Origin of the sequence: Xanthomonas hortorum pv. pelargonii, assembly GCF_024499015.1 — a bacterium.
GTDB classification, from domain to species: domain Bacteria; phylum Pseudomonadota; class Gammaproteobacteria; order Xanthomonadales; family Xanthomonadaceae; genus Xanthomonas; species Xanthomonas hortorum_B.
Genome location: NZ_CP098604.1, coordinates 719887 through 745465 on the forward strand (window position 1 = coordinate 719887; position 25579 = coordinate 745465).

Consider the following 25579-nt stretch of genomic DNA (forward strand, 5'->3'; position numbering starts at 1 on the left):
ATGACACAGGTGCGTACCCTCGACGATCGTGCGGTCCGCCTGTTCATTGCACTGGCCGCGTTCTTCTGCGTCAACGCGGCGCTGGCCGAGTTCATCGGCGTCAAGATCTTCTCCCTGGAAGACACGCTCGGCATCGCGCCGTTGAACTGGAACCTGTTCGGCCAGACCGGCTCGCTCAGCTTCACCGCCGGCACCTTGCTGTGGCCGGTGGTGTTCATCATGACCGACACCATCAACGAGTTCTTCGGCAGCCGCGGGGTGCGCTTCATCTCGTGGGTGGCGGTGGCGCTGATCGGCTACGGCTTCGTGTTTGCGTTCGCTGCGATCGCGCTGGCGCCGGCCGGTTGGTGGGTCACCGCAGCGCAGAGCCAGGGCGTGCCCGATTATCAGGCGGCGTTCGCGGCGGTGTTCGGGCAAGGGTTGTGGACGATCGGTGGGTCGCTGGTGGCTTTTCTGTTCGGCCAATTGATCGATGTCTCGGTGTTCCACCGCATCCGCCGCGTCACCGGCGAAAAGCACGTGTGGCTGCGCGCCACCGGCTCCACGGCGGTGTCGCAGTTGGTGGACAGCTTTGTGGTGATCTACATCGCGTTCGTGCTCGGGCCGCAGCATTGGTCCATCGACCAGTTTCTGGCGGTGAGCACGCTCAACTACGTCTACAAGATGGGCTTTGCGATCGCGCTGATCCCGCTGCTGTATCTGGCGCGCCGCACCATCACCGCGTATCTGGGTGCCGCACGCGCCGAGCAGTTGCGTGAGGAAGCCGCTGCCGACTGAGCGTAGCCGGCAAGACGAACGCGCTCACCGCCAGGTACGCGCAGCGCCCGCAACGGCGTGTCGCACTCGACCGCCGTGTTTCCGAGAACACGCCCCCGTGCACATCACGACTGCGAGCTCCGCTTTGTCAGCCACTTCTAGCGGACGAAAGTCGCCCGTCGAAATTTTGTTCAATCCGTCATCGCCCTCGCTGGCCATGCTGTTGCGCCCCGCTATGGACGTCGCGCAATGGATCATCTTGTGGCAATGGCGAGCTTCGCGCTGGTGTGCTCGATTTCGCCCGGCCCGGTCAACCTGGTCGCGCTGAGTACCGGCGCCAGCGCTGGCGCGCGTGCCGGGCATACGCACGTGATCGGGGCCACCGTGGGCTTCGTGGCGCTGCTGTTGTTGGTCGGCATGGGCCTGCAGCAGGTATTGGTGCGCTGGCCGCTGCTCGGACGCGCATTGCATCTGGCCGGGGTGGCGTTTCTGCTCTACATGGCGTGGCGCCTGCTGCGCGACGATGGCGTCATCGATGCTGCCAGGCCGCGCCCGGCCGCCTCGTTCTGGACCGGTGCGGCGATGCAATGGCTCAACCCCAAAGCCTGGCTGGCGGCGACCTCCGGCGTGGCCCTGTATGCAACGGCAGGCAGCACGCAACTGGCCGGCTTTGCGGCGGTGTATGCGCTGATCTGCTATCCCTCGCTGGCGTGCTGGTTGCTGGCCGGTGCAGTGCTGCGGCGGCATGTGCAGGTACCAAAACAGCTGCGCCGGTTGAACCGGGTATTGGCCGCGCTGCTGGTGCTCAGCGCCGTCTATCTGCTGATGGACTTCTGCTGAGGGCATGGGGTCCGGCACTGCGATAGTGCCCGGGTGTCACCGCCCAGGCGCGTTTGAAGCTGCGCTGCAGATGCGCCTGGTCGGCGTACCCGTGCGCATAGGCGACCTCGGCAATGCCGCCACCGCGACGCAAGGCCTCACGCGCACGCTGAAACCGGCAGTCCAGCAGATACGCGTGCGGGGTCAGACCATGGGCCTGACGAAAACCGCGAATCAGGCGCGGCGCGGGCATCCCGGCCAGCGTGCACAGTTCGCGCAGCGACACCGCACGCGCATGATGGGTCTGCAGATACTCGGCCACCTGCCGCATCGGCCCGGTATCGACCGCAACCGCACGGCTCATCGGCTCCACATGCAGATGCAGCCGCGCCACGAACGCGATCAACGCGCTCTCGCGTGCAAGCGCATCGGCGTTGTCGTCGATCAGCAGCGCATGCATGCGGTCGAAAGCAGCGTAGGCTGCCGGCGTCTGGCACAACGGCGCTGCCAGCATGTGCACATCCGCATTGCCGGCCAAACCGAGTGCGCGTTGTTGTTCGCGCAGCCACGCCACGTCCAGATACAGCATGCGGAACGACCAGTCCTGCTGCGGATCCGGATTGCAGGCATGCACATCGCCGGGGTTGATCAAGGTCAGCGACTGCGCGCCCACCTGCGCCCGCACGCGTCCATTGCGGTAACGCGCAAGCCCGCGATCCACCGCACCCACCGACCATTGCTCGTGCGTATGCGCCGCATAACAGAGCGTGCGGCTGTTGATCACCTGGCGCAGTTCGACGAAGGGCAATGCCGCATCGCGCCAGAACCCCTGCCCGCATTGCAGGGGCAACTGCGTCCCGCGTGTCGATTCATCCTGTTGCATGCGCGCAAGACTATCGCACTGCAACATGCGTGTGCGCCGCCCATCTGCAACGCGGGCTTCATGAATTCCAGGCGCGCCCCATGGGCTGGGTGGGTGGCTTGAACGGTGCGGATCGGGCAAGCTCCCCGCTCGCTTGTTCCCGGAGCCGGTAATGCCCCTCAGCTTTTCCCGCCTGCTGTCCCTGGCCATGGCCGCCATCATGAGCCTGTCGCTGGCAGCGCCCGCCGATGCGGCCAAGAAGAAACCCGGCAAGACACAGACCTCGCAAACGCGCGCAAAGGCGAGCAAAGGCAAGAAGACCGCCAAGCCGGCGGCCAGGACCACCAAGGCTGCCAAAGGGGGCAAAGCCGCCAAGGCCAAGCCGCGCGTCGTCGCCCCGCCCGTGGTGCTGACCACGGCGCAGCAGCTCAACCTGCTTTACGACCAGTACTGGGATGCCTCGCTCAAGCTCAACCCGCTGCAGGCCACCTTCCAGGGCGAAACCCGCTACAACGACCAGTTGCCCAACTTCCTGTCGCCGGCGTTCCGGCAACAGTCGCACGATTTCACCGTGCTGTGGCTGGGCAAGGCCGAAGCGTTGGGGCCGGACGGTTTGAGCGGGCAGGACCTGCTCAGCTACCAGATCTTCGTGCGCGACGCGCGCAGCGCGCTGGCGGCCGAGCAGTTCCCCAGCTGGATGCTGCCGATCAACCAGTTCTACAACATCGCCAGCATCGCGGTGGTGCTGGGCTCGGGCACCGGCGCGCAGCCGTTCAAGACGGTCAAGGACTACGACAACTGGTCGCGGCGTGCGGTCGGCATCCCCGAGTTGTTCGACCAGGCGATCAGCAATATGCGCGCCGGCATGCAGGCCGGCGTGGTGCAGCCGAAGGTGCTGATGCAAAAAGTGCTGCCGCAGCTGGATGCGATCATCGCGCGCAATGCCGAAGACAGCCTGTTCTGGGGACCGGTGCGCAACCTGCCGGCAGACATGCCCGAGGCCGACAAGCAGCGCATCACCGCCGAATACAAGCGCTTGATCGAAGTGCGCATCATGCCGGCCTACCGGGAGCTGCGCGGCTTCATCGCCACCGAATACCTGCCGGCCTGCCGCGATACCGACGGACTGACAGCGCTGCCCAATGGCGCGGCCTGGTACGCCTACGACGTGCGCCAGAGCACCACCTCCGAGCTGACCCCGGACCAGATCCATCAGATCGGGCTGGATGAGGTCGCGCGCCTGCAGGGCGAGATCGCCGCGCTGGCCAAGCAGGTCAAGTTCCGCGGCAACCTGCCCAAGTTCTACAAGTTCATGCAGACCGACAGGCGCTTCGCCTTCCGCAGCGACACCGAATTGCTGGGTTATTACCGTGGGTTGCAGGGCCGTGTACAGCTGGCGGTGCCGCGCCTGTTCAATGTCCAGGGCATGCCGGCGCTGGAAGTGCGTGTGGTGGAAGCGCAGCGCGCGCAAGCGGCCGCCAGCGGCTCGTACATGCGCCCCAACGGCGACGGCAGCACGCCGGGCATCTTCTACGTCAACACCTCCGACCTGCCCTCGCGCAAGACCTGGGAGGCCGAGAGCCTGTATCTGCACGAGGCCATTCCCGGCCACCATTTCCAGCTCGGGCTGCAGCAGCAGCTGACCGATCTGCCCAAGTTCCGCCGCCTGGGCGGCGAGACGGCGTATATCGAAGGCTGGGGCCTGTACGCGGAGTCGCTGGGACGCGAGCTGGGGCTGTATCAGGATCCGTACAACACCTACGGCTATCTGCAGAACGCGCTGTGGCGCTCGATTCGTCTGGTGGCTGACACCGGCCTGCACAGCAAGGGCTGGAGCCGCACCCAGGCGATCGACTACATGCTGGACAACTCGGGCATGAGCCGCACCGATGCCGAAGCCGAGGTGGACCGCTACATGGCCATCCCCGGCCAGGCGCTGGCCTACAAGGTCGGCGAGATGAAGATCGCGCAGCTGCGTGAACAGGCGCAACGCGAACTGGGGCCGCGCTTCGATGTGCGCGCCTTCCACACCGAAGTGCTCAAGGACGGCTCGGTGCCGCTGGAGATCCTGCAGGACAAGATCCAGCGCTGGATCGCCACGCAAAAGGCTGAGCCAGCTGAGCCAGCTCAGCCCGCCGCGCGCGCAGCCGCCAACGCGGCGATGTCGCGCGGCGCGGTGCGGCAGCAACCGCCGATCAACCGCGCACCGGCCGCCAGCCACTGTGCGTGCTGGTCGGCCAAGCTGCATGCCGTCGTGCTGCCTGCGTGCCAGCGTTTGTCGCCGGCATCGTAGTGCTCGCCCGAATTGGGATACACCACCAGCGGCAGCGCTGTCAGCGCGGACAGCGTCTGCAAGGCGGCGGTGACGTGTTCCAGTGCAATGCAGTTGATGCCCACTGCAATCACTTGCTTGCAAGCATCCAGCGCCGGGATGACCTGTGCCAACGGCGTGCCGTCGCTCAGATGCGCGGCATCGCGCAAGGTGAAGGAAAACCATGCATGCAGCTGTGGAAATTCTTCCAGCAACAGGCGCAGTGCCACGATCTCGCTCGCCGAAGGCAGCGTCTCGCAGGCCAGGACATCCACACCCGCCTCGGCCAACGCGGCGATGCGCGGGCGATGGAAGTCCATCAGCTGTGCCAACGGCAGAGCGTAGTCGCCGCGATACTCCGAGCCATCGGCCAGATACGCACCGTAAGGCCCGACCGAGCCGGCCACCCATAACGGCGCGTCCTGTGGATGGGCAAGCAGATGATCGGTGCGCGCCTGCGCCGCCAACGCCACGCTGCGTGCGATCAGCGCTTGCGACTGTGCCAGGTCCAGCCCGCGCGCGGCGAAGCCCAACGGTGTGGCCTGGTAGCTGGCAGTGATGGCGCACTGCGCGCCGGCGGCGAAGTAGTCGCGATGCACCTGGTAGATCAGCTCCGGCTGCTCCATCAGCACGCGCGCCGACCACAGCGCATCGTTGAGATCGCAGCCGCGTTGTTCCAGTTCGGTGGCGAGCGCGCCATCGAGCAGCACATAGCCATCGTGCTGCAGGGCCTGGCTGAAAGGCGCGTCGGCACGCGGCCGGCGGGGAAGAATCGTCATGCGTGCTGTCTCCGGGTCGCAAGCCATTGCGTGAGTGCGTAGGCGCCGTAGCACAGCGCCACAAACGGGATGCCGCACCACAGCGCGATGCGTTGCTGCGGATCGAATGCCAGCCCGATACAGGCCAGCAGACACAGCGAAAACCCCAGGATCGGCGTCCACGGATACCACGGCGCGCGATACGCCAGGCTCTCCGGCGCGATGCCGTCGCGCAGCAACTGGCGCCGAAAAAAGTAATGCGAGGCGCAGATGCTCAGCCACACCACTACCACCGCAAAACCCGATACTGCCGAGATCGCAACGAACACGGTGTCGGCCGCGTACACGCCGGTGAGCAGCGCCAACAGGCCACCGAGCATGCTCAACGCCAATGCCGGCAACGGGATGCCGCGCCGGGTCAGGCGCGCCAGCCGCGCCGGCAGCGTGCCTTCGTTGGCCAGCGACCACAGCATGCGCGCGGCTGCGTACAGGCCGGAATTGGCCGCCGACAGGATCGCGGTGAGGATCACTGCATTCAAGATGTCGGCCGCATACGGAATGCCCAGCAATTCGAAGGCGCGCACGAATGGGCTGGTCTCCACTGCTGCCTGCTCGGCCGGTAACAGTGCGGCCAGCACCAGCACGGTGCCAACGAACAACACCACCAACCGGACCAGCGTGGTGCGGATCGCCAGCGGAATCGCACGTGCCGGCTGCGCGGTTTCGCCGGCGGCAACACCGATCAACTCGGTGCCGGAGAAAGCGAAGTTCACCGCCACCATCGTCATCAAAATCGGCAAGCTGCCCTGCGCAAACCAGCCATCGGCGCGCAGGTGGCGCAGCCCGGGGGCCGGCGAACCATCGGCCAACGGCAACACGCCGACCACCGCAGCACCACCGAGCACGATGAACACCAGGATGGTGATCACCTTGATCAACGAAAACCAGAATTCGCCCTCGGCAAACCAGCGCGCCGACACCGTGTTCAAGCCGAAGATCAGCGCGCAGAACAACAGACACCACGGCCATGCCGGTGTGTGCGGGAACCAGTACTGCATGCAGAACGCAGCAGCGGTCAGGCTCGATCCCAACGCCACCGTCCAGGTCAGCCAATACAACCACGCCACTACGTAGCCGGTGGCCGGGCCGAGATAGCGCGCGGCATACAAGTGAAAGGCACCGGTCTGCGGCATCGCCACCGCCAGCTCGCCCAGGCATTGCATCACCAGATACACCACCAATGCGCCGATCAGATACGCGATCACTGTGCCCAACGCACCGGTGCTGGCGATGATGTAACCGGTGTTGAAGAACAACCCGGTGCCGATCACACCGCCCAGCGACAGCATCACCAGATGGCGCACCTGCATGCTGCGCTGGAATTGCGGTGCGGCGTTGGAGGTGGGTTCGGGCATCGGCAGGACGGGTCGGTGGCCCAGCATCCTGCCATGCGCGCGCAGGCGAGCACAGCCACGCGTTGGCCAGCCGTGACGCGGCACCAACAATCCGCGATGCCGTGCGGCGATACCGCGCGCGGCGTTCTGCCTCAATGCGCTCCAGCGCGCGCCGCGCCCGGCCTGGCCTGGTCTGCACGACACGCTCCGGGCACCCCGGGGGTATCCTCGCCACTGCTCATCCGGACCGCTGACATGCCACACGACTTGCACACACGCACCTACGCGCAAACGCAGCGCTGGAGTGCATCTTCGCTGCCTGCACGTATTGCAGATGCCATCGCCATCGCTGTCGCCGCGTGTCGCGCATCCATGCTGGCCGCTAGCGACGCGGGGCAGCGCCAGCTCCCCCATCGCGTGCGAGGCGCCGCATGATGCTCGCCGGCATTCACCACGTGGCGATCATCGCCGGCGACTATGCGCGCTCCAAGCAGTTCTATTGCGACGTCCTGGGCCTGCGCGTACTCGCTGAGCATTACCGGCAGCCGCGCGATTCCTGGAAGCTGGATCTGGCGCTGCCCGACGGCGGCCAGATCGAGCTGTTTTCGTTTCCCGACGCACCGCTGCGGCCCAGCCGCCCGGAAGCGCGCGGGCTGCGTCATCTTGCCTTCCGGGTCGACGCGCTGGACGCGGCCGTCGCGCATCTCAACGCGCACGGCGTGGCCACCGAAGACATCCGCATCGACGAATACACCGGCCGCCGCTTCACCTTCTTTGCCGACCCGGATGAGCTGCCGCTGGAGTTGTACGAAATCGGTTGAGCAGCAGACCCGGCAGGTTCGGTCACATCCGCCACGGAGGCACGTCGAAGAATCAGAGCGATCAACAAAGCTACTGCGCGGCCGCCAGGCGGGCGCTCGGTATGTTTTGTTAGCCGCTGGTAGTCGATGGTCGCTGTGACTTTCGGCGGATGCGGCAATGCGGTAACGCCATGAAGATCGAACCACACCAGGACACAGGAACCGTACATGCTGCAGATCCGTGCATTGTCCAAGACCTACGCCAATGGCGTGCATGCGCTGCAAGGCGTCACCCTCGACATTCCTCGCGGCATGTTCGGCTTGCTGGGCCCAAACGGCGCCGGCAAGTCGTCGTTGATGCGCACGCTGGCCACGCTGCAGGAGCCAGATTCGGGTAGCGTCAGCCTGACCGGCGCCGACGGCAGCAGCATCGATGTGCTCACCGACAAGGACGCCTTACGCCGCCGGCTGGGCTATCTGCCGCAGGATTTCGGTGTGTACCCGAAGGTCAGCGCGCTGGACATGCTCGATCACTTCGCCGTGCTCAAGGGGCTGAGCCATCGCGGCCAACGCAAGGAGGTGGTCGAGCGGCTATTGCAGCAAGTGAATCTGTGGGATGCACGCAAGCGCAAGCTCGGCACCTATTCCGGCGGCATGCGGCAACGTTTCGGCATTGCGCAGGCGCTGCTGGGCAACCCGCAATTGGTCATCGTCGATGAGCCGACGGCCGGGCTGGACCCCGAAGAGCGCAATCGCTTTCTCAATCTGCTGGCCGAAATCGGCGAGAACGTGGTGGTGATCCTGTCCACCCACATCGTCGAAGACGTCACCGACCTGTGCCCGACGATGGCCATCATGAACAAGGGCCAGGTGTTGCTGACCGGGCGGCCCGCCGATGCGATCGACATGCTGCAGCAGCAGGTCTGGCGCAAACAGGTCGCCAAGCAGGCGTTGCCCGATTACGAGGCACGCTTCACCGTGCTGTCCACGCGCCTGATTGCCGGGCATCCGGTGATCCACGTGTTCAGTGCCGACTGCCCGGAGCCGGGTTTCGAACAGGTCGCTCCCGATCTCGAGGATGTCTATTTCCAGCGCCTGCGCAAGCAAGCGCTGGCTGCCTGACGGAGCGCTGCGATGATCCTGGCGTTCCTGCGCTTCGAGCTGCGCGAACAACTGCGCTCGCCCTTCCTGTGGCTGCTGGCTGCGCTGTACGCGCTGCTTGCGTTTGCCGCACTGTCCAGCGATGCGGTGCAGATCGGCGGCGGCATCGGCAACGTGCTGCGCAATGCGCCGACCGTGATCGCCACGCTGCTGGGGCTTTTCAGCCTGCTCGGTCTGCTGGTGATCACCCTGTTCGTCAGCAATGCCTTGCTGCGCGACTTCGACCTGGGCACTGCCGAGCTGGTGTTTTCCACACCGGTGCGGCGGCGCGACTATCTGCTTGGCCGCATCGGCGCGGCGCTGATCGCCGGCATGGTGATGTACGTGGTGATCGCGCTGGGCATGTTCGCGGCGCAATTCATGCCGTGGATCGATCAGGCACGGCTCGGCCCGGTCGCAGTGCTGCCCTATCTGTGGTCGTTGCTGGTGCTGGTGCTGCCCAATCTGCTGTTCACCACCGCGTTGCTGTCGGTGCTGGCGGTGACCACGCGCAGCATCCTGTGGGTCTATATCGGCGTGATCGTGTTCTTCGTGCTGTATGGCGTGAGCCGTGCGCTGATGGCCGACCTGGACAATGTGTGGATCGCCACGCTGTCGGACCCGCTCGGCATCCGCGCGTTGTCGCAGACGCTGCGCTACTGGTCGGTGGACCAGCGCAATCATCAGTTGCCGCCATTGACCGGCTATCTGCTCGCCAATCGCGCGGTGTGGTTGGGCATGAGCGGTGTGCTGTTCGCCGCCACCTTCGCGCTGTTTCGCACCGAGCGCAGCGGCACCCGTCGGCGCCGTGGCGCTGGCGCGATTGCGCCTGCCGATGCGGGGCCCACCAGCACGCGCGTCACCACCACACGCCTGTCGGTCACACCGAGCTTCGGCGCGGCGACCGCCTGGAAGCAGCTGCTGCGGCAGATCCGCTTCGACACGTTGGGTGTACTGCGCAGTGCGCCGTTCGTGGTGCTGTTGCTGCTGGGCCTGGCCAACTTCATTCCGACTGCCTTGTTCAATTCGCGCAATTACGGCACCGCCGTGCTGCCGGTGACCTCGTTGATGCTGGAGGCGCTGCAGAACAGCTACAGCTTTCTGCTGATCATCGTGGTGCTGTTCTATGCCGGCGAGCTGGTGTGGAAGGAGCGCAGCAACCGCATCGACGGCATCACCGACGCGATGCCGGTACCGGATTGGGTGCCGCTGCTCGGCAAGTTCGTCGCTTTGCTGGCGGTGATCGCCAGCTTCCAGCTCGCCGGTGCGCTGACCTCGATCGCGCTGCAGCTTGGCCGTGGCTACACCAGCATCGAGCCGCTGCTGTATCTCAAGACCCTGGCACTGGGCTCGGTGCTGTACGTGCTGATGGGCGGCATGGCCTTGGTGCTGCAGGTGCTGAGCAACAACAAGTTCGCCGGCTATGCGCTGCTGATGCTGGTGTTGATCGGGCAGTCGGTACTTTCGATGCTCGACTACACCCAGAACCTCTACACCTTCGGCGGCTGGCCCAACGCACCGTATTCGGACATGAACGGCTACGGGCACTTCTTGCCAGGGCAATTGTGGTTCCAGGGCTATTGGGGCGTGTTCCTGCTGGCCTTGCTGTTGCTGTCCTCGGCATTCTGGCCGCGCGGCGTGGGCCACGGGTTGCGACAGCGTGTGCGGCTGGCATTGCGGCGCCTGCGCAGCCCGACCGGTGCGGCATTGGCGGCCACCCTGCTCGGCTTCGCGGCGGTCGGCGGCTGGCTGTACTGGAACACCAACGTCTACAACAGCTTCCTGTCGCCGGAACAGCGGCTGGACCTGCAGGCGCGCTACGAGCGCGATTACCGCAAGTACAAGGATCTGCCGCAGCCGCGCATTATCGCGATCGACAACCATGTCGACCTGCATCCGGAAACCCAGTCGGTCGTCGTCGATGCCACCTGGACAGTGCGCAACACCCACACCGCACCGATCAGCGAGGTGCACATCGGCATGCAAGGCCGCACTGGCGAGCGCAGCCTGGTGAAGGTGGATCTGGGCGGGCAGACCCTGACCACGCACGACGTCCCGGCCGGCTATCGCATCTATCGCCTGCAAAAGCCGCTGCAACCTGGCGAAGAGCGCGTGTTCCGCTTCCGCGTGGACCAGCATCCGCACGGCCTCACCGCCGAACAGGCGCAAACCGAATTGGTCGCCAACGGCAGCTTTTTCAACAATACCCTGCTGCCCTGGTTCGGCTACAACACGCAGACCGAGATCACCGACCGCAACGACCGCCGCAAGCGCGGCCTGGGCGAACCCACGCGCATGCCCAAGCTGGAAGATCAGGCCGCGCGTGCCAACAACTACGTCAGCAACGATGCCGACTGGCTCGGTTTTGCCAGCACCGTCTGCACCGCACCGGATCAGATCGCCCTGGCACCGGGCTATCTGCAGAAAGAATTCCAACGCGATGGCAGGCGCTGCTTCCGCTACGTGATGGACCGCCCGATGCTCAACTTCTACGCCTACTTGTCGGCACGCTGGGAAGTGCGCAAGGCGCGTTACAAGAACATCCCCATCGAAATCTATTACGACCCCAAGCACCCATACAACGTGCAACGCATGATCGAGAGCGTGCAGAAATCGCTGGCCTATTACGAAGCCAATTTCAGCCCGTATCAGCACCATCAGGTGCGCATCATCGAGTTCCCCGGCTACGCGCGATTTGCGCAGTCGTTCGCCAACACCATTCCCTACTCCGAATCGATCGGCTTCATTGCCGATCTGCGCGACAAGAACGATATCGACTACGTGTTCTATGTCACCGCCCACGAAGTGGCGCATCAATGGTGGGCGCATCAGGTGATCGGCGCGAACGTGCAAGGCGCCACCATGCTGTCGGAATCGCTGGCGCAGTATTCGGCGTTGATGGTGATGGAACGCGAGTACGGACGCGCCCACATGCGCCGCTTTCTCAAGTACGAACTGGACCGCTATCTGGAAGGCCGTGGCGGCGAAACCATCGAGGAATTGCCACTGTATCGCGTGGAAGACCAGCAATACATCCACTACCGCAAGGGCTCGCTGGCGTTTTACCGGCTGCGCGAAGAGATCGGCGAGCAGGCGCTCAACCGCGCGTTGCAGCGCTTCCTGGCCGCCAAGGCTTTCGAACAACCGCCTTACACCACCTCGGCCGAGCTGCTGCAGACCATTCGGGCCGAGGCGCGCCCGGACCAGCAAGGGCTGATCACCGACCTGTTCGAGAAGATCACCTTCTACGACAACCGCGTGGTGAGCGCGCAGGCACGCAAGCGCCCCGATGGGCGCTATGAGGTCACCGTGCAGACGCATGCGGCCAAGTTGCAGGCCGACGGCAAGGGCAAGGAGCACGCAGTGCCACTGGACGACTGGATCGAGGTGGCGATTTACGGGAAGGCCGCTGGCAAGGACGCGCAAGCACCGGTGCTGTATCTACAGCGTCAGCACATCACCAGCGTCGCGCCGAGTTTCACGGTCATGGTCGACGGCCTGCCTGCCGAAGCCGGCTTCGACCCCGACAACAAACTGATCGACCGCGTGCCGGAGGACAACCGCAAGCAGGTGACGCTGCAATAGCCGAATGAACGCATGCCGCAGCGCGTCTTTCCGCGACCATACTCCACGGTATACATTGCGATCAGGCCGCCGACGGCGGCCACAGCAATCCCTGGGAGGGGACACATGCGCAAGACCTTCAAGACCCTGATGCTGGCCCTGCCGCTGGCTGCGGCCTCGCTGCTGGCCCAGGCCGCCGACTCGCCGGTGGGCCGTTGGAAGACCATCGACGACGAGACCGGCAAGCCCAAGTCGGTGGTGCAGATCGAACAGACCGGCAACGGCACGCTGAGCGGCAAGGTGGTGGACATCCTGCAATCGGACAAGGGCCCGAACCCGCTCTGCGACAAATGCGATGGCGCCCAGAAAGGCAAGCCGATCAAGGGCATGACCATCCTGTGGGGCCTCAAGCCCGACGGCACTGCGGTGTGGAGCGGCGGCTCGGTGCTCGATCCGGCCAAGGGCAAGACCTACAAGGCCAAGGTCACCCTGACCGACGGCGGCAAGAAGCTGCAGATGCGCGGCTATGTCGGCATCGAGGCGCTGGGCCGGACCCAGACCTGGATTCGCGAGTAAATCGGGAATCGGGATTGGGCAATCGGTAAGAGCAGGCGCCCGCAAGGGCGCCTTTTTTGTGCGTGTCCATCCGCGCGTATCTGTGCGGCGAGACCTGGCAGGCGACGATCGCCAGCCAATGACGCCCAATGGACAGCCAAATGCCTGCGCGCCTCAACAACACGGCCGCCTGACCCTGCTTTGACCGATTCCCGATTCCCGAATCCCCATTCCCGACTAATGCGATAATCGCCCGTCCCCCGCATTACGCCTGCCATGACCCGCACCGCACTCGTCACCACCGCCCTGCCCTACGCCAACGGGCCGCTGCATCTTGGCCATCTGGTCGGCTATATCCAGGCCGACATCTGGGTGCGCGCGCGCCGCCTGCGCGGCGATAAGACCTGGTTTGTCTGCGCCGACGACACCCATGGCACGCCGATCATGCTCGCCGCCGAAAAGGCCGGCGTGACCCCGGAAGCCTTCATCGCCAACATCCAGGCCAGCCATGAGCGCGATTTCGCCGCATTCGGGGTGACCTTCGATCATTACGACTCGACCAATTCGCCGGTCAATCGCGAGCTCACCGAAGCCTTCTATACCAAGCTCGAGGCCGCCGGTCACATCAGCCGTCGCTCGGTGGCACAGTTTTACGACCCGGCCAAAGGCATGTTTCTGCCGGATCGCTATATCAAGGGCATCTGCCCCAACTGCGGCAGCGCCGATCAATACGGCGACAACTGCGAAGTCTGCGGCGCCACTTATGCCCCGACCGAGCTGAAAGATCCCAAATCGGTGATCTCCGGCGCCACGCCCGAACTGCGCGATTCGGAGCATTTCTTCTTCGAAGTGGGCCATTTCGACGGCTTTTTGCGTGAGTGGCTGGCCGGCGATGTGGCGCTGCCCGGCGTCAAGGCCAAGCTCAAGGAATGGCTGGATACCGAAGGCGGCCTGCGCGCATGGGACATCTCGCGCGATGCGCCGTACTTCGGCTTCCAGATTCCCGGCCAACCGGGCAAGTATTTCTACGTGTGGCTGGACGCGCCGATCGGCTATCTGTGCAGCTTCAAGACGCTGTGCGCGCAGATGGGCGAAGACTTCGACGCGCATCTGGTCGCCGGCACGCAGACCGAGCTGCATCACTTCATCGGCAAGGACATCGTCAATTTCCACGGCCTGTTCTGGCCGGCGGTGCTGCACGGCACCGGCCATCGTGCGCCGACCCGGCTGCACGTCAACGGCTATCTGATGGTGGACGGCGCCAAGATGTCCAAGTCGCGCGGCACCTTCGTGATGGCGCGGACCTTTCTGGATGTGGGCCTGGAGCCGGAGGCGCTGCGCTATTACTTCGCGGCCAAGTCCTCTGGCGGCGTGGATGATCTGGATCTGAATCTGGGCGATTTCGTCACGCGGGTGAACTCCGATCTGGTCGGCAAGTTCGTCAACCTGGCCAGCCGCTGCGCCGGCTTCATCGGCAAGCGCTTCGACGGCAAGCTGGCCGACACCCTGCCCGACCTGGCGCAATACGAGCGCTTCGTCGCCGCGTTGGCGCCGATCCGCGAGGCCTATGAGCGCAACGACGCGGCCAGCGCGATCCGCCAGACCATGGCGCTGGCCGACGAGGCCAACAAGTACATCGACGACACCAAGCCATGGGTGATCGCCAAGCAGGAAGGTGCCGATGCGCAGCTGCAATCGGTATGCACGCAGGGTTTGAACCTGTTCCGCATTCTGGTCGCCGCACTCAAGCCGATCCTGCCGCGCACCTGCGCCGAGGCCGAGGCTTTCCTGTCGGCACCAATGACCAGTTGGGAAGACGTCGCGCGCCCGCTGACCGCGCACACGATCCAGCCCTACACCGCCCTGTTCACCCGTATCGACCCCAAACTGATCGACGCCATGACCGACGCTTCAAAAGACACACTAGCCGCACCCGCAGCAGCACCCGCCGCAACCACCGCCAAACCCGCGCCGTCCAAGGCCGAGGCAAAGCCGGCAGCGCCTGCGAATCCCGAATCCCCGATCCCCACTCCCAGCCTCATCGGAATCGACGATTTCGCCAAGCTCGATCTGCGCATCGGCAAGGTGCTGGTGTGCGAATTCGTGGAAGGCTCCGACAAGCTGCTGCGCTTTGAACTGGACGCCGGCGAGCTGGGCAAGCGGCAGATCTTCTCGGGCATCCGCGCCAGCTACGGCGAACCGGAAACGCTGGTCGGCCGCAGCGTGGTGTTCATCGCCAACCTGGCGCCGCGCAAGATGCGCTTTGGCATCAGCGAAGGCATGATTTTGTCGGCCGGCTTCGATGGCGGCGCGCTGGCGTTGCTGGATGCCGATGGTGGCGCGCTGCCGGGGATGCCGGTTCGGTGAGGCGGGATTCGGGAATCGGGAATCGTAAAAGCGAGACCTGATTGTTGAGGGGGACCTGACACGAGTGCTTCGCCCGTACCCTCATCCGCCCCTACGGGGCACCTTCTCCCGGTGGGAGAAGGAAGAGACTAAGCCCCTCTCCTGCGGGAGAGGGGTTGGGGTGAGGGTACGGTGCGAAGCCCTGGTGTCGTTCCAACTGCACGTGGCTTCGCCCGTACCCTCATCCGCCCCTGCGGGGCACCTTCTCCCGGTAGGAGAAGGAAGAGGCTAAGCCCCTCTCCTGCGGGAGAGGGGTTGGGGTGAGGGTACGGTGCGAAGCCCTGGTGTGGCTCCAACTGCACGTGGCTTCGCTCGTACCCTCATCCGCCCCTGCGGGGCACCTTCTCCCGGTGGGAGAAGGAAAAACACCGCGTCTTTAACCCAATCCCCAATCCCCAATCCCAGCCCCATGCAACTCGCCCTGTTCGACTTCGATCACACCATCACTACCTGCGACACCTATGCGCGCTTCCTGCGCAAGGTGGCAACGCCGGCGCAGCTGGCTGCGGCGAAGTGGCAGGTGGGTCCGTGGGTGTTGGGCTATCGGGTTGGGTTGATCTCCGCGCAGGCCTTGCGCGCACGCGTCACGCGCCTGGTCTTCAGCACTCGTTCGCTGGAAGAAATGACCATGCACGGGGCGGCGTACGCACGCAACGATCTGCCTGGCATGTTGCGCACGAACGTGATGCAGCGCATCGACTGGCACCAGGCGCAGGGGCATGAAGTGGTGCTGGTGTCGGCGTCGCTGGATCTGTATCTGCAGCCGTGGTGTGCGCAGCATGATCTGTCGTTGATCTGCAATCGGCTGGAACACCACGCCGGCGTGTTGAGCGGGCGCTATGCCAATGGCGATTGCGGGCCGCACAAGGCCACGCAAATCCGCCTGCGCTACGACCTGTCGCAGTACGAGTGCGTGCATGCCTATGGCGATAGCCGCGAAGACACACCGATGCTGGCGCTGGCGCAGCGGCGCTGGTATCGCGGCTATCTGTTGCACTGACATGCCCATTGCAACGCCCACTTCCACGCCCGATCTGGTCGAACGTCTCGACCGCCTGCTGCCGCAGACCCAATGCGGCCAGTGCGGTTACGACGGCTGTCGCCCGTATGCGCAGGCGATGGCAGACGGCAAAGCCGACGTCGATCATTGCCCGCCCGGTGGCGACGCCGGTGCCCGCGCGCTGGCGCACGCACTGCAGGTTCCTGCACGCCCGTACGACCGCACCCGTGGCACCCACACGCCGCCGCAAGTGGCGTGGATCGTGGAGGCCGACTGCATCGGCTGCACCAAATGCATCCAGGCCTGCCCGGTGGATGCCATCGTCGGCGGCGCCAAACACATGCACACGGTGATCGCGCCGCTGTGCACCGGCTGCGAGCTCTGCCTGCCAGCCTGCCCGGTGGATTGCATCGAGCTGCGCACAATCGGCTAGACGGCTCGCAAAAGGCCTCCAACTCCTACCTTCCGTCAGGAACGTCCTGACGCATCCGGCGCATCCGTGCTGCGGACGCGCTCGTATTGGTGTGTACTCCCATCGAGGAATCCGCCGATGCGCCCATTCGCCGCCCTTGCCACGTTAGCCGCACGCTGCCGGCCGATCCCGCCGTTGTTGTTGCTGGTGCTGGGCTGTTCGCCGCTCAGCGCAGCAGCTGTCACCCGTGTGGACGGCGATGCCTTCGATGGCGACAGCGGCGCGCTGCGTTACCGCGAGTCGCACTGGCTGCTCGACGACGGCGGCCGGGTGGTGCTGTATCGCTGCACGGACGGGCGCCCGTTCGCGCGCAAACTGGTCGATGGCGGCGGCCCCTCGCCCAACTTCAGCCTGCTCGATGGACGCGACGGCTACCGCGAAGGCGTGCGCCAACGCGATGGCGTGCGCGAGATGTTTCAGCAGGAACCCGGCAAGACCGAACGCCGCACTGCGCTGCCGGCCAGCGAAGGCGCGCGCGTCATCGATGCCGGTTTCGATGCCTATCTGCGCACCCAATGGGACGCACTCGCCAGCGCAACGCAGCGCGTCGACTTCGTGCTGCCGAGTCTGCAGCGCCAGCTGGCCTTCAAGGTCGAACGGATCGGCGACAGCGCCGGCCAGCGTCGCTATCGGCTCAGCCTGGATGCCTGGTACGGCGCGGCGGTGCCGTCGCTGGAGGTGCGTTACTCGATCGCCGACAAGCGTCTGCTCGAATTCCGCGGCGTCGGTAACCTGCGCGACGAGCGCGGCCGCTATCCGCACGTGCGCATCGTTTTCCCGGACACTGCTGCGCGTGCCGCCAGTGCGGACGAGTTGCGCCAGGCACGCGAGCAGCCGCTGGCCAAGCGCTGCAGCGCCCCGTGAACCAGACACGCGCCATCTTCACGTTCGACCACGCGCCCTTGCGTACAACGGCCCGGGCACCCATTCCCCAAGCAGGAACATCCTCATGGCCAAGGCCTATCTCTGGATCAACGCAGCGCTCTACGTCGTCCTGGCGATCTGGTGCACGCTCTCACCGGCCAAGACCGCAAATGCGGTCGGTTACACCCAGCTTTCGCCGGCCGGGCAGTCGGAATACCTGGTCATCTACGGCGGCCTGCAGTTGGGCATGGCGTTTTTGTTCGGTTACTTCGCCTGGATCGATCAACCCCGCACGGGGCTGCTGGTGGCACTTGCCTTCTACGTCCCGATCGTGCTGTTCCGCACTGTTGCGCTCTCGCGGCTGTGGCCGGTCTCTGCACCGACGGTTGCGCTGGCAGGCGTGGAAATCCTGTTGCTGCTCGCCGCTGTGCTGCTGTGGTTCCGGCACAAGTGAAAGACACGCTGTAGCCAGTCCGGTAGGATCGGCGCCACCTTACTCAACGCCCGACCGCATGAGTGCCATTCCTGGCCACGACGACGATGAAACCGGACGCCTGCTCACCGCAACTGCGGGCGGCGACCGGCATGCTTTCGAAGCGCTGTACCGGCAGACCTCGGCCAAGCTGTTCGGGGTGTGCCTGCGCATGATTCCGCAACGCGCCGAAGCCGAAGAAGTGCTGCAGGACGTGTTCACGCTGATCTGGCACAAGGCCGGGCAGTTCGATCCGGCGCGTGCACGCGGGCTGACGTGGCTGGCGATGATTGCGCGCAACAAGGCGATCGACCATCTGCGCGCCAACGCACCGCAGCGCCGCAACGTGACCCTGGACGATGCCGGCGACCTGCGTGCCAGCGATGCCTCACCGCTGGAGCGCACCGAGCGCGCCAGCACGCGCCACCGCATCGACCATTGCCTGGCCGAACTCGAACCGCCGCGCAGCGAGTTGATCCGCACCGCGTTCTTCGATGGCATCACCTACGAAGAACTGGCGGCGCGCACCGACACGCCGATCGGCACGGTCAAGAGCTGGATCCGTCGTGGCCTGGCCAAACTCAAGGCATGTCTGGAACGATGAGCACGCCATTCCCCATCGACCAGGAACCGCCGCGCGACGTGCTTGCCGGCGAATACGTGCTGGGCCTGCTGGGCGCCGACGAGCGCCTGGCGGCCGAACAACGCATCGCCACCGACAGCCAGTTCGATCAGGCCGTCCTGCAATGGCAGCAACATCTGATGCCGCTGCTGGACGAAATCGCGGCGGTGACCCCGTCCGATCAACTCTGGCCGCGCATCCGCCAGACGCTGGGCTTCGATACGCCATTGCGCGCAGTGGCGGCAGCATCGACCAAGCACCACCACATCGGCCACGCCACTGTGGAACAGCGTGCGCTTCTGGCGCTGGGCCAGTGCCGGTGGCTTGGCAACTGCTGCAGTGTGCGTGCTGGCCTTGTTGAACGTTAACACGCCGCCCGCACCGGTGCAGCCGCCAGTCACTGGCCCGGTGGTACAGGCACCGCCGGTCACGACTCCAGCAATCCCGGCCACCCCGCCTGCCACCGGCATCGCGATGACCGCCACGTTGGCGACCGAAGACGGCCGGCCGGGCTACGTGGCCTTGATGGATGCCGACAAGCACACCATCACGGTGACGCCGCTGGATCGCACCGCCACCGCCGACAAGGTGCCCGAACTTTGGTTGATCACCGCAGACGGCAAGCCGCATTCGATGGGCACGTTCGACGATCAACGCGCACGCCGCGCGCAGATCCCCGATCAGCTGATGCCCATGCTAAGCAACGAGGCTCTGTTGGCCGTCACCCTGGAACCACTGGGCGGTGCGCCGGGTGGCATCCCCACCGGTACTGTGGTGGCCAAGGGCGGCATCAGCACGCTGGCAATGGCGCCCTGATCCGGCGGTGAGCTTGCCTGCGAGGCTCTCGCAGGCAAGCTCGTTTCACGAACGACCTCATGCGCGCCAGCGATACGGCGTGTGGTCAATTGTGTGCGCGATTGCGCGAATTATCAGTGTGATCAGACGAACCTTACACAGGCATGCGACGATCATGCGCGCTGGTGCATCTGTTTGCCGGCAGCGTTCGTAAAGGGTCACGACCAACGACGGAGAACCACGCGTGCCGAGTACCGGAGTCGACCCCAACGCTGCAACGCCTCAGCCCACCAGCCCACATCCCCGTGGCTGGTTGGCAATGCGTATCGGCAGCCTGCGCCGCTGGGTGGATTCGCAGACCGACGAACCGCTGGACGAAGCGCGCGCAGACCGCATCGACTGGTTGCGCGCCATTCCCTTCATCGCCCTGCACCTGGCCTGCCTGTCGGTGATCTGGGTGGGCGCGTCCTGGTTTGCGGTGGGCATGGCGGTGGCGCTGTATGCGCTGCGCATGTTCGCGCTGACCGGTTTCTATCATCGCTATTTCTCGCACCGCGCCTTCAAGACCTCGCGCGTGTTGCAGTTCGTGTTCGCCGCGATCGGCGCTACCTGCGTGCAACGCGGGCCGCTGTGGTGGGCCGCGCACCATCGCAATCATCATCGGCATACCGACACCGGCCGCGACCCGCATTCTCCGGCGCAACACGGCTTCTGGTGGAGCCATACCGGCTGGTTCCTGACCCCGCGCAATTTCCGCACCGATTGGGAAGTCATTCCCGATCTGCGTCGCTTTGCCGAGCTGCGCTTCCTGGACCGCTTCGACATCGTGATGCCGGTGCTGCTGGCGCTGGGGTTGTACCTGCTCGGCGACTGGCTGGCCACTGCCGCGCCCGCGCTGAAGACCAGTGGCGCGCAGTTGCTGGTATGGGGCTTTGTGATCTCCACGGTGGCCTTGTTCCATGCCACCTTCACCATCAACTCGCTGGCGCATCGCTTCGGCAGCCGGCGCTTCGATACCCGCGACGACAGCCGCAACAACTGGCTGCTGGCGCTGCTCACCTTCGGCGAAGGCTGGCACAACAATCACCACTTCTTCCCCGGCTCGGCGCGCCAAGGCCTGCGCTGGTGGGAGTACGACATGACCTGGTACGGCCTTACGGCGATGTCGTGGGTGGGGCTGGTGTGGGACCTCAAGCCGATGCCGAAGCTGCTCACGCAGCGTGCCGAGCGGGTGCGCCGATGAGCGAGGGCAGGATTGCCGTGGTCGGCAGTGGCATCGCCGGCCTGGGCGCGGCGTGGCTGTTGTCGCGGCGCTATGAAGTCACTCTGTTCGAGGCCGCCGATTATCTCGGCGGGCATACGCACACGCACGACATCCAGCTGGAAGGCCAGCGCTACGCGGTGGACAGCGGCTTCATCGTGTTCAATCCGCAGCACTATCCGTTGCTCACGCGCATGTTCGCCGAGCTGGACGTGGCCGCGCAGCCGACCACGATGAGCTTCTCCGTGCACGATGCGCGCAGCGGGCTCGAATACAACGCCGGCAGCCTGGGCGGGCTGTTCTGCCAGCGCCGCAATCTGCTCAGCCCGCGCTTCTGGGACATGTTGTCCGATCTGCGCCGCTTCTATCGCCAGGCACCGGCGGTGCTGCACAGCGACGAGCAGTTCAGCACGCTGGGCGAGTATCTGCAGCGGCATGGCTACTCGGCGGCGTTTCGCGACCAGCATCTGGTGCCCATGGCCTCGGCGCTGTGGTCATCGCCCTCGCAGCGCATCCTGGAATTTCCGATGGGCCAGCTGATCGGCTTCATGGCCAACCACCACATGCTGCAACTCGGCGGGCGGCCGCAGTGGCAGGTGGTGCGTGGCGGATCCAACAGCTATGTGCGCGCGCTGCGGCGGCGCTGGCAGGTGCTGGAGCGGTTGTCCACCCCGGTGCATGCGATCCGGCGCGTCGGCAACGGTGTGGTGCTCAGCTCGCTGCGCGGCGAAGAACATTTCAACGACGTGGTCCTGGCTTGTCACGCCGACGATGCATTGGCGTTGCTCAGCGACTCCACCCCTGCCGAGCAGCAGATCCTGGGCGGCATCACCTACCAGAACAACGACACCGTGCTGCATACCGATGCGCGTGTGTTGCCGCGCGATCGCCGCGCCTGGGCGGCATGGAACGCGCATGTGCCAGCCGACCCGCAGGCGCCGTGCACGGTGAGTTACTGGATGAACGCGCTGCAGTCGATCGAAGCGCCGCAGCCATTCATCGTCAGCCTCAATCGCGACCACGACATCGACCCGGATAAGGTGTTGCGGCGCATGCGCTATCGCCACCCGGTGCAGAACGCGGCAGCACTCGCTGCACAGACGCGCAAGGCCGACATCCAAGGCGTGCAGCACACCTGGTTTGCCGGTGCGGCATGGGGCTTCGGCTTCCACGAAGACGGCCTGCGCAGCGGTGTGGATGTGGCGCACGGCCTGGGAGTGCCGTGGTGATGCAGCTGCTGCGCGAAGCCAGCACCGATGCGGTGCCGTTGCCCCCGACCGAGGGCAGTGGCGCCGGCAGCGTGGCGGCCCCGTTGCGCAGCGCGCTCTATACCGGTTGGGTGCGGCACCGCCGGTTTGCGCCGAAACCGCTGGATTTCCGCTACAAGCTGTTTTTGATGTATCTGGATCTGTCCGAACTGGATCGGGTGTTTGCGCAGCGTTGGCTGTGGTCGGTGGGGCGCGCCAACCTGGCGCAGTTCCGCCGCAGCGATTATCTCGGCGACCCAACTATTCCACTGGATGAAGCCGTGCGCGATTGCGTGCAGACCCACACCGGCGAGCGCCCCGACGGCGCGATCCGCCTGCTCACGCATCTGCGCTACTTCGGCCATGTGTTCAATCCGGTCAGCTTCTACTACTGCTTCGATCGTCACGACGGCCTGCGCTGGATCGTTGCGGAAATCACCAACACGCCCTGGCAGCAGCGCCACACCTACGTACTGCCGGTGGCGCAGGCGCGCACGCACCGCGACGTGCATGCCTGGCGCTTCGACAAGCGCTTCCACGTCTCGCCCTTCATGGGCATGCAGCACCAGTACGACTGGCGTTTCAGCGTGCCGGACGCGCAATTGCGCGTGCATATGGAGGTGCTGGATGCACCCGATGCCGACGCAGCAGGCAACGACAGTGGCGCCCGCCGTTTCGACGCCACCCTGGTGCTGCAGCGCCAGCCGCTGACCGCGCGCACCCTGGCGCGCACGCTGCTGGCCTACCCCTTGATGACCGTGCAGGTGGTGGTCGCCATCCATTGGCAGGCCTTGCGCCTGTGGCTGCGCGGCAACCCTGTGCACGACACCCCCCATCCGCCTGTGCGAGAACGCCGATGAACGCCACGTCCCTGCCCGACGCCACTGCCCCGCGCGCAGCTTCCTGGACGGATCGTCTGTTGCGCAAGCGCCTGCTGGCCACGCTCGGCGACCTGCGCGATGGGCAATTGCAGCTGCACGAGGCCGATGGCATCACCACCCTCGGCAACGCCAGCGGCGCGGATGCCTTGCAACTGCAATTGCGCGTCACCGATCCGGGCTTCTATCGGCAGGCCGCGCTCAATGGCAGCGTCGGTGCCGGCGAGTCGTACATGGATGGGCAATGGCAGTGCGACGACCTGGTCGGCCTGATGCGCCTGCTGTTGCGCAATCGCGACCGCCTGGATGCGATGGAAACCGGCACCGCACGGCTGGGCGGCTGGGCGATGCGCAGCCTGCACACCTTTGCGCGCAATACCCGCAGCGGCAGCCGGCGCAATATCGCCGCGCATTACGACCTGGGCAATCCGTTATTCAGCCTGTTTCTCGATGAAAACCTGATGTATTCGTCGGCGATCTTCGTCGATGGCGAAGAGGCGCAAGGCGAAGCGGCACTGGAGCGCGCCGCCACGCGCAAGCTCGAACGCATCTGCCAGAAACTGCGGCTCGGCCCGCAGCACCATGTGGTGGAAATCGGCACCGGCTGGGGTGGCTTTGCCCTGCATGCCGCGCGCGAGCACGGCTGCCGCGTCACCACCACCACCATCTCGCGCGAACAGTTCGATCTGGCAACCCAACGCATCGCTGCAGCCGGTTTGAGCGATCGTGTGACGGTGTTGCTGCGCGACTATCGCGATCTGGACGGCCGCTACGACCGGGTGGTGTCGATCGAGATGATCGAGGCGATCGGCCATCAGTATCTGGACACCTATTTCGCCAAGGTCGGCAGCTTGCTTGCCGACGATGGCGAGGCGCTGATCCAGGCCATCACCATCGAAGACCATCGCTATGCGCAGGCATTGCACTCGGTGGACTTCATCAAGCGGCATATCTTCCCCGGCAGCTTCATTCCCTCGGTGGCGGCGATGACCGGTGCCATCGCGCGCGCCAGCGATCTGCGCCTGTTCAATCTCGAAGACATCGGGCCGAGCTATGCGTTGACGCTGCGTGCGTGGCGGCAGCGCTTCATGGCGCAGCTGCCGCAGGTGCGCGCGCTGGGCTACGACGAGCGCTTCATTCGCATGTGGGAGTTCTATCTGGCCTATTGCGAAGCCGGTTTCTTGGAGCGCTCGATCGGCGATGTGCATCTATGGCTGAGCAAGCCGGGCGCGCGTCCGCCGCAGTTCGTGCCTGGCCTTGCCACCGACGCATGAAGCAGATCGGCAACTATCTCGGCTTGCAGGTGCTCTGGGTGGTGGCGGTCAGCGCCGCCGCGCAGGCGCGCATCTGGCCGACACTGCTGGTGTTGGCGCTGTTTGCGCTGTATCAGCTATGGCCGTCGCGGCGCGCGCCAGGCGATCCTCGATTGTTGCTCGCTGCGTTGTCGTTGGGCCTGCTGCTGGATACCACGCTGGCTGCTGGTGGTTGGGTGCGTTACGCCGCACCGTGGCCGGGCACGCCGTTGGCACCGCCGTGGATTCTGGCGTTGTGGCTGGGCTTTGCGCTCACCCTCAATCATTCGTTGGCAACGGTGACGCAACGGCCGTGGCTGGCGGTGTTGCTGGGCGCCATCTTCGGGCCGTTCTCGTATTGGTTGGCGCAGCGCAGCTGGCATGCGGTGGAATTTCAGCCGCCACAGCTACACGCAGTGGTTGCGGTCGGCATCGGTTGGGGCGTGGCCTGCGGCGTGTTGTCGCTGTATGCACGCCGCCTGGCGCGACCATCGCCTGAGCACATCACTGGAGAACTGCAATGACTGTCTGGCCACTGCTGCATGTAGGCGTGTTTGCGAGCGTGGTGATGGTGATCGGCTGGCTGTGGCAACGCCGCAGCGGCAATGCCGGCCCGGTGGATGTGCTGTGGGCCGCGTGCCTGGCCGTCGCTGCACCGTATTGCGCGTGGATGTCCGATGGCGCGCTGCTATCGCGCGTGCTGGTGGCCGTGCTCGGAGGCGTGTGGGGTGCACGCCTGGCGCTGCATCTGGGCGTACGCGTGTTCGGCGACCCGCACGAGGATGGCCGCTATCGCGCACTGCGCGAACACTGGAATGGCGACCAGCGCAAATTCCTCGGCTTTTTCCTGGCGCAAGCGGTGGTGGTGGTGCTGTTTTCGGTACCGTTTCTGGCCGCTGCCAGCAACCCGCATCCGGCCTGGAGCGTGTGGAGCACGTTGGCGATTGCGGTGTGGTTGATCGCGGTCGGCGGCGAAGCGCTGGCGGACCGGCAACTGTCTGCGCACAAGGCCAACCCGGCCAATCGCGGCGTCACCTGCCGCAGTGGGCTGTGGCGGTATTCGCGCCATCCCAATTATTTTTTCGAGTTCGTGCATTGGTTCGCCTATCTGGCGCTGGCCGTCGGTGCCGGGCCGTGGCCGCTTGCCTTGGCCGCGCTCGGGCCGGTGGTGATGTTCGTGTTTTTGTATCGCTTCACCGGCATTCCCTACACCGAGCAACAGGCGCTGCGCTCGCGTGGTGAGGACTATGCGCAGTACCAACGCAGCACCAGCGCATTTTTTCCGTTTCCCCCTTCGTCCTGAGTCGCCTG

Annotated in this window: 21 protein-coding genes and 2 pseudogenes; 20 read left to right on the forward strand and 3 right to left on the reverse strand. The window is 65.2% G+C overall.

Translation table 11 applies throughout. The annotated features are described in order from the left end of the window. Positions 1-777, forward strand: coding sequence for a queuosine precursor transporter (locus tag NDY25_RS03155; RefSeq protein WP_168958381.1), 777 nt, complete (start codon positions 1-3; stop codon positions 775-777). A 228-nt stretch (positions 778-1005) separates the two neighbouring features. Next, positions 1006-1596, forward strand: a complete 591-nt coding sequence (locus tag NDY25_RS03160; protein WP_168958380.1) for a LysE family translocator — start codon at positions 1006-1008, stop codon at positions 1594-1596. Here NDY25_RS03160 and NDY25_RS03165 read toward each other — a convergent pair. Beyond that, positions 1562-2425 carry an AraC family transcriptional regulator gene (locus NDY25_RS03165; protein ID WP_233366480.1) on the reverse strand — a complete coding sequence of 288 codons (864 nt, stop codon included), beginning with the start codon at positions 2423-2425 and terminating at the stop codon, positions 1562-1564. The genes NDY25_RS03160 and NDY25_RS03165 overlap by 35 nt on opposite strands. 184 nt (positions 2426-2609) lie before the next feature. Between NDY25_RS03165 and NDY25_RS03170 the strand changes: the two are divergent. Further along, a pseudogene (locus NDY25_RS03170) lies at positions 2610-4544 on the forward strand (DUF885 domain-containing protein); the annotation flags it as partial. A gap of 20 nt (positions 4545-4564) precedes the next feature. On the opposite strand, the gene mmuM reads toward NDY25_RS03170, so the two are convergent. Then, positions 4565-5527, reverse strand: coding sequence for a homocysteine S-methyltransferase (gene mmuM, locus NDY25_RS03175; protein ID WP_256627763.1), 963 nt, complete (start codon positions 5525-5527; stop codon positions 4565-4567). Beyond that, positions 5524-6921, reverse strand: coding sequence for an S-methylmethionine permease (mmuP, locus tag NDY25_RS03180; RefSeq protein ID WP_168958376.1), 1398 nt, complete (start codon positions 6919-6921; stop codon positions 5524-5526). Before mmuP ends, mmuM begins: the two co-directional genes overlap by 4 nt. Before the next feature lie 410 nt (positions 6922-7331). Between mmuP and gloA2 the strand changes: the two genes are divergently transcribed. From gloA2 to NDY25_RS03265, 17 genes and pseudogenes are all read left to right on the forward strand, one after another. Continuing rightward, positions 7332-7721: an SMU1112c/YaeR family gloxylase I-like metalloprotein gene (gloA2, locus tag NDY25_RS03185; protein ID WP_168958375.1), complete on the forward strand. Its 390-nt coding sequence runs from the start codon at positions 7332-7334 to the stop codon at positions 7719-7721. Positions 7722-7928: 207 nt separating this feature from the next. Beyond that, positions 7929-8822 carry an ABC transporter ATP-binding protein gene (locus NDY25_RS03190; protein ID WP_006450216.1) on the forward strand — a complete coding sequence of 298 codons (894 nt, stop codon included), beginning with the start codon at positions 7929-7931 and terminating at the stop codon, positions 8820-8822. A 12-nt stretch (positions 8823-8834) separates the two neighbouring features. Further along, positions 8835-12425, forward strand: a complete 3591-nt coding sequence (locus tag NDY25_RS03195; protein ID WP_168958374.1) for an ABC transporter permease/M1 family aminopeptidase — start codon at positions 8835-8837, stop codon at positions 12423-12425. 105 nt (positions 12426-12530) lie between these two features. Continuing rightward, entirely contained in the window at positions 12531-12980 is a 450-nt protein-coding gene (locus NDY25_RS03200) for a DUF2147 domain-containing protein (protein WP_006450214.1), read from the forward strand. Positions 12981-13235: 255 nt separating this feature from the next. Continuing rightward, positions 13236-15326: a methionine--tRNA ligase gene (metG, locus tag NDY25_RS03205; protein ID WP_168958373.1), complete on the forward strand. Its 2091-nt coding sequence runs from the start codon at positions 13236-13238 to the stop codon at positions 15324-15326. A gap of 448 nt (positions 15327-15774) precedes the next feature. Then, entirely contained in the window at positions 15775-16365 is a 591-nt protein-coding gene (locus NDY25_RS03210) for an HAD family hydrolase (RefSeq protein WP_168958372.1), read from the forward strand. 1 nt (position 16366) lies between these two features. Beyond that, positions 16367-16798 carry an Rnf electron transport complex subunit RnfB gene (rnfB, locus tag NDY25_RS03215; protein ID WP_168958371.1) on the forward strand — a complete coding sequence of 144 codons (432 nt, stop codon included), beginning with the start codon at positions 16367-16369 and terminating at the stop codon, positions 16796-16798. A gap of 117 nt (positions 16799-16915) precedes the next feature. After that, positions 16916-17701: a hypothetical protein gene (locus NDY25_RS03220; protein ID WP_104551260.1), complete on the forward strand. Its 786-nt coding sequence runs from the start codon at positions 16916-16918 to the stop codon at positions 17699-17701. An 85-nt stretch (positions 17702-17786) separates the two neighbouring features. Then, positions 17787-18155 (forward strand): DUF4345 domain-containing protein, encoded by a 369-nt coding sequence (locus NDY25_RS03225; protein ID WP_168958370.1) that lies wholly within the window; start codon positions 17787-17789, stop codon positions 18153-18155. A gap of 58 nt (positions 18156-18213) precedes the next feature. Further along, positions 18214-18777, forward strand: a complete 564-nt coding sequence (locus tag NDY25_RS03230) for a sigma-70 family RNA polymerase sigma factor (RefSeq protein ID WP_023903315.1) — start codon at positions 18214-18216, stop codon at positions 18775-18777. Further along, positions 18774-19611: pseudogene (locus NDY25_RS03235) on the forward strand (anti-sigma factor). The gene NDY25_RS03230 and the pseudogene NDY25_RS03235 overlap by 4 nt, the downstream one beginning before the upstream one ends. A gap of 223 nt (positions 19612-19834) precedes the next feature. Beyond that, entirely contained in the window at positions 19835-20833 is a 999-nt protein-coding gene (locus NDY25_RS03240) for an acyl-CoA desaturase (protein ID WP_168958368.1), read from the forward strand. Further along, the gene (locus tag NDY25_RS03245) at positions 20830-22080 is read left to right on the forward strand and encodes an NAD(P)/FAD-dependent oxidoreductase (protein WP_168958367.1); all 1251 of its coding nucleotides are present in this window, start codon (positions 20830-20832) and stop codon (positions 22078-22080) included. Before NDY25_RS03240 ends, NDY25_RS03245 begins: the two co-directional genes overlap by 4 nt. Then, positions 22080-22958, forward strand: a complete 879-nt coding sequence (locus NDY25_RS03250) for a DUF1365 domain-containing protein (RefSeq protein ID WP_168958366.1) — start codon at positions 22080-22082, stop codon at positions 22956-22958. Before NDY25_RS03245 ends, NDY25_RS03250 begins: the two co-directional genes overlap by 1 nt. Beyond that, entirely contained in the window at positions 22955-24250 is a 1296-nt protein-coding gene (locus NDY25_RS03255; protein WP_168958365.1) for an SAM-dependent methyltransferase, read from the forward strand. Before NDY25_RS03250 ends, NDY25_RS03255 begins: the two co-directional genes overlap by 4 nt. After that, positions 24247-24792: a DUF2878 domain-containing protein gene (locus NDY25_RS03260; protein ID WP_168958364.1), complete on the forward strand. Its 546-nt coding sequence runs from the start codon at positions 24247-24249 to the stop codon at positions 24790-24792. Before NDY25_RS03255 ends, NDY25_RS03260 begins: the two co-directional genes overlap by 4 nt. Further along, positions 24789-25571, forward strand: a complete 783-nt coding sequence (locus NDY25_RS03265; RefSeq protein WP_168958363.1) for a DUF1295 domain-containing protein — start codon at positions 24789-24791, stop codon at positions 25569-25571. The genes NDY25_RS03260 and NDY25_RS03265 overlap by 4 nt, the downstream gene beginning before the upstream one ends. Positions 25572-25579: the final 8 nt, after the last annotated feature.

Excerpts from the sequence above, each read along its gene's own strand:
- NDY25_RS03155 (WP_168958381.1), top strand. The coding sequence starts at position 1 with ATGACACAGGTGCGTACCCTCGACGATCGTGCGGTCCGCCTGTTCATT.
- NDY25_RS03255 (WP_168958365.1), top strand. The coding sequence starts at position 22,955 with ATGAACGCCACGTCCCTGCCCGACGCCACTGCCCCGCGCGCAGCTTCC.
- NDY25_RS03265 (WP_168958363.1), top strand. The coding sequence starts at position 24,789 with ATGACTGTCTGGCCACTGCTGCATGTAGGCGTGTTTGCGAGCGTGGTG.
- NDY25_RS03250 (WP_168958366.1), top strand. The coding sequence starts at position 22,080 with ATGCAGCTGCTGCGCGAAGCCAGCACCGATGCGGTGCCGTTGCCCCCG.
- NDY25_RS03160 (WP_168958380.1), top strand. The coding sequence starts at position 1,006 with ATGGATCATCTTGTGGCAATGGCGAGCTTCGCGCTGGTGTGCTCGATT.
- NDY25_RS03230 (WP_023903315.1), top strand. The coding sequence starts at position 18,214 with ATGAGTGCCATTCCTGGCCACGACGACGATGAAACCGGACGCCTGCTC.
- mmuM (WP_256627763.1), bottom strand. The coding sequence starts at position 5,527 with ATGACGATTCTTCCCCGCCGGCCGCGTGCCGACGCGCCTTTCAGCCAG.
- NDY25_RS03200 (WP_006450214.1), top strand. The coding sequence starts at position 12,531 with ATGCGCAAGACCTTCAAGACCCTGATGCTGGCCCTGCCGCTGGCTGCG.
- NDY25_RS03225 (WP_168958370.1), top strand. The coding sequence starts at position 17,787 with ATGGCCAAGGCCTATCTCTGGATCAACGCAGCGCTCTACGTCGTCCTG.
- NDY25_RS03210 (WP_168958372.1), top strand. The coding sequence starts at position 15,775 with ATGCAACTCGCCCTGTTCGACTTCGATCACACCATCACTACCTGCGAC.
- NDY25_RS03260 (WP_168958364.1), top strand. The coding sequence starts at position 24,247 with ATGAAGCAGATCGGCAACTATCTCGGCTTGCAGGTGCTCTGGGTGGTG.
- NDY25_RS03220 (WP_104551260.1), top strand. The coding sequence starts at position 16,916 with ATGCGCCCATTCGCCGCCCTTGCCACGTTAGCCGCACGCTGCCGGCCG.
- NDY25_RS03245 (WP_168958367.1), top strand. The coding sequence starts at position 20,830 with ATGAGCGAGGGCAGGATTGCCGTGGTCGGCAGTGGCATCGCCGGCCTG.
- metG (WP_168958373.1), top strand. The coding sequence starts at position 13,236 with ATGACCCGCACCGCACTCGTCACCACCGCCCTGCCCTACGCCAACGGG.
- rnfB (WP_168958371.1), top strand. The coding sequence starts at position 16,367 with ATGCCCATTGCAACGCCCACTTCCACGCCCGATCTGGTCGAACGTCTC.
- gloA2 (WP_168958375.1), top strand. The coding sequence starts at position 7,332 with ATGATGCTCGCCGGCATTCACCACGTGGCGATCATCGCCGGCGACTAT.
- NDY25_RS03195 (WP_168958374.1), top strand. The coding sequence starts at position 8,835 with ATGATCCTGGCGTTCCTGCGCTTCGAGCTGCGCGAACAACTGCGCTCG.
- NDY25_RS03190 (WP_006450216.1), top strand. The coding sequence starts at position 7,929 with ATGCTGCAGATCCGTGCATTGTCCAAGACCTACGCCAATGGCGTGCAT.
- mmuP (WP_168958376.1), bottom strand. The coding sequence starts at position 6,921 with ATGCCCGAACCCACCTCCAACGCCGCACCGCAATTCCAGCGCAGCATG.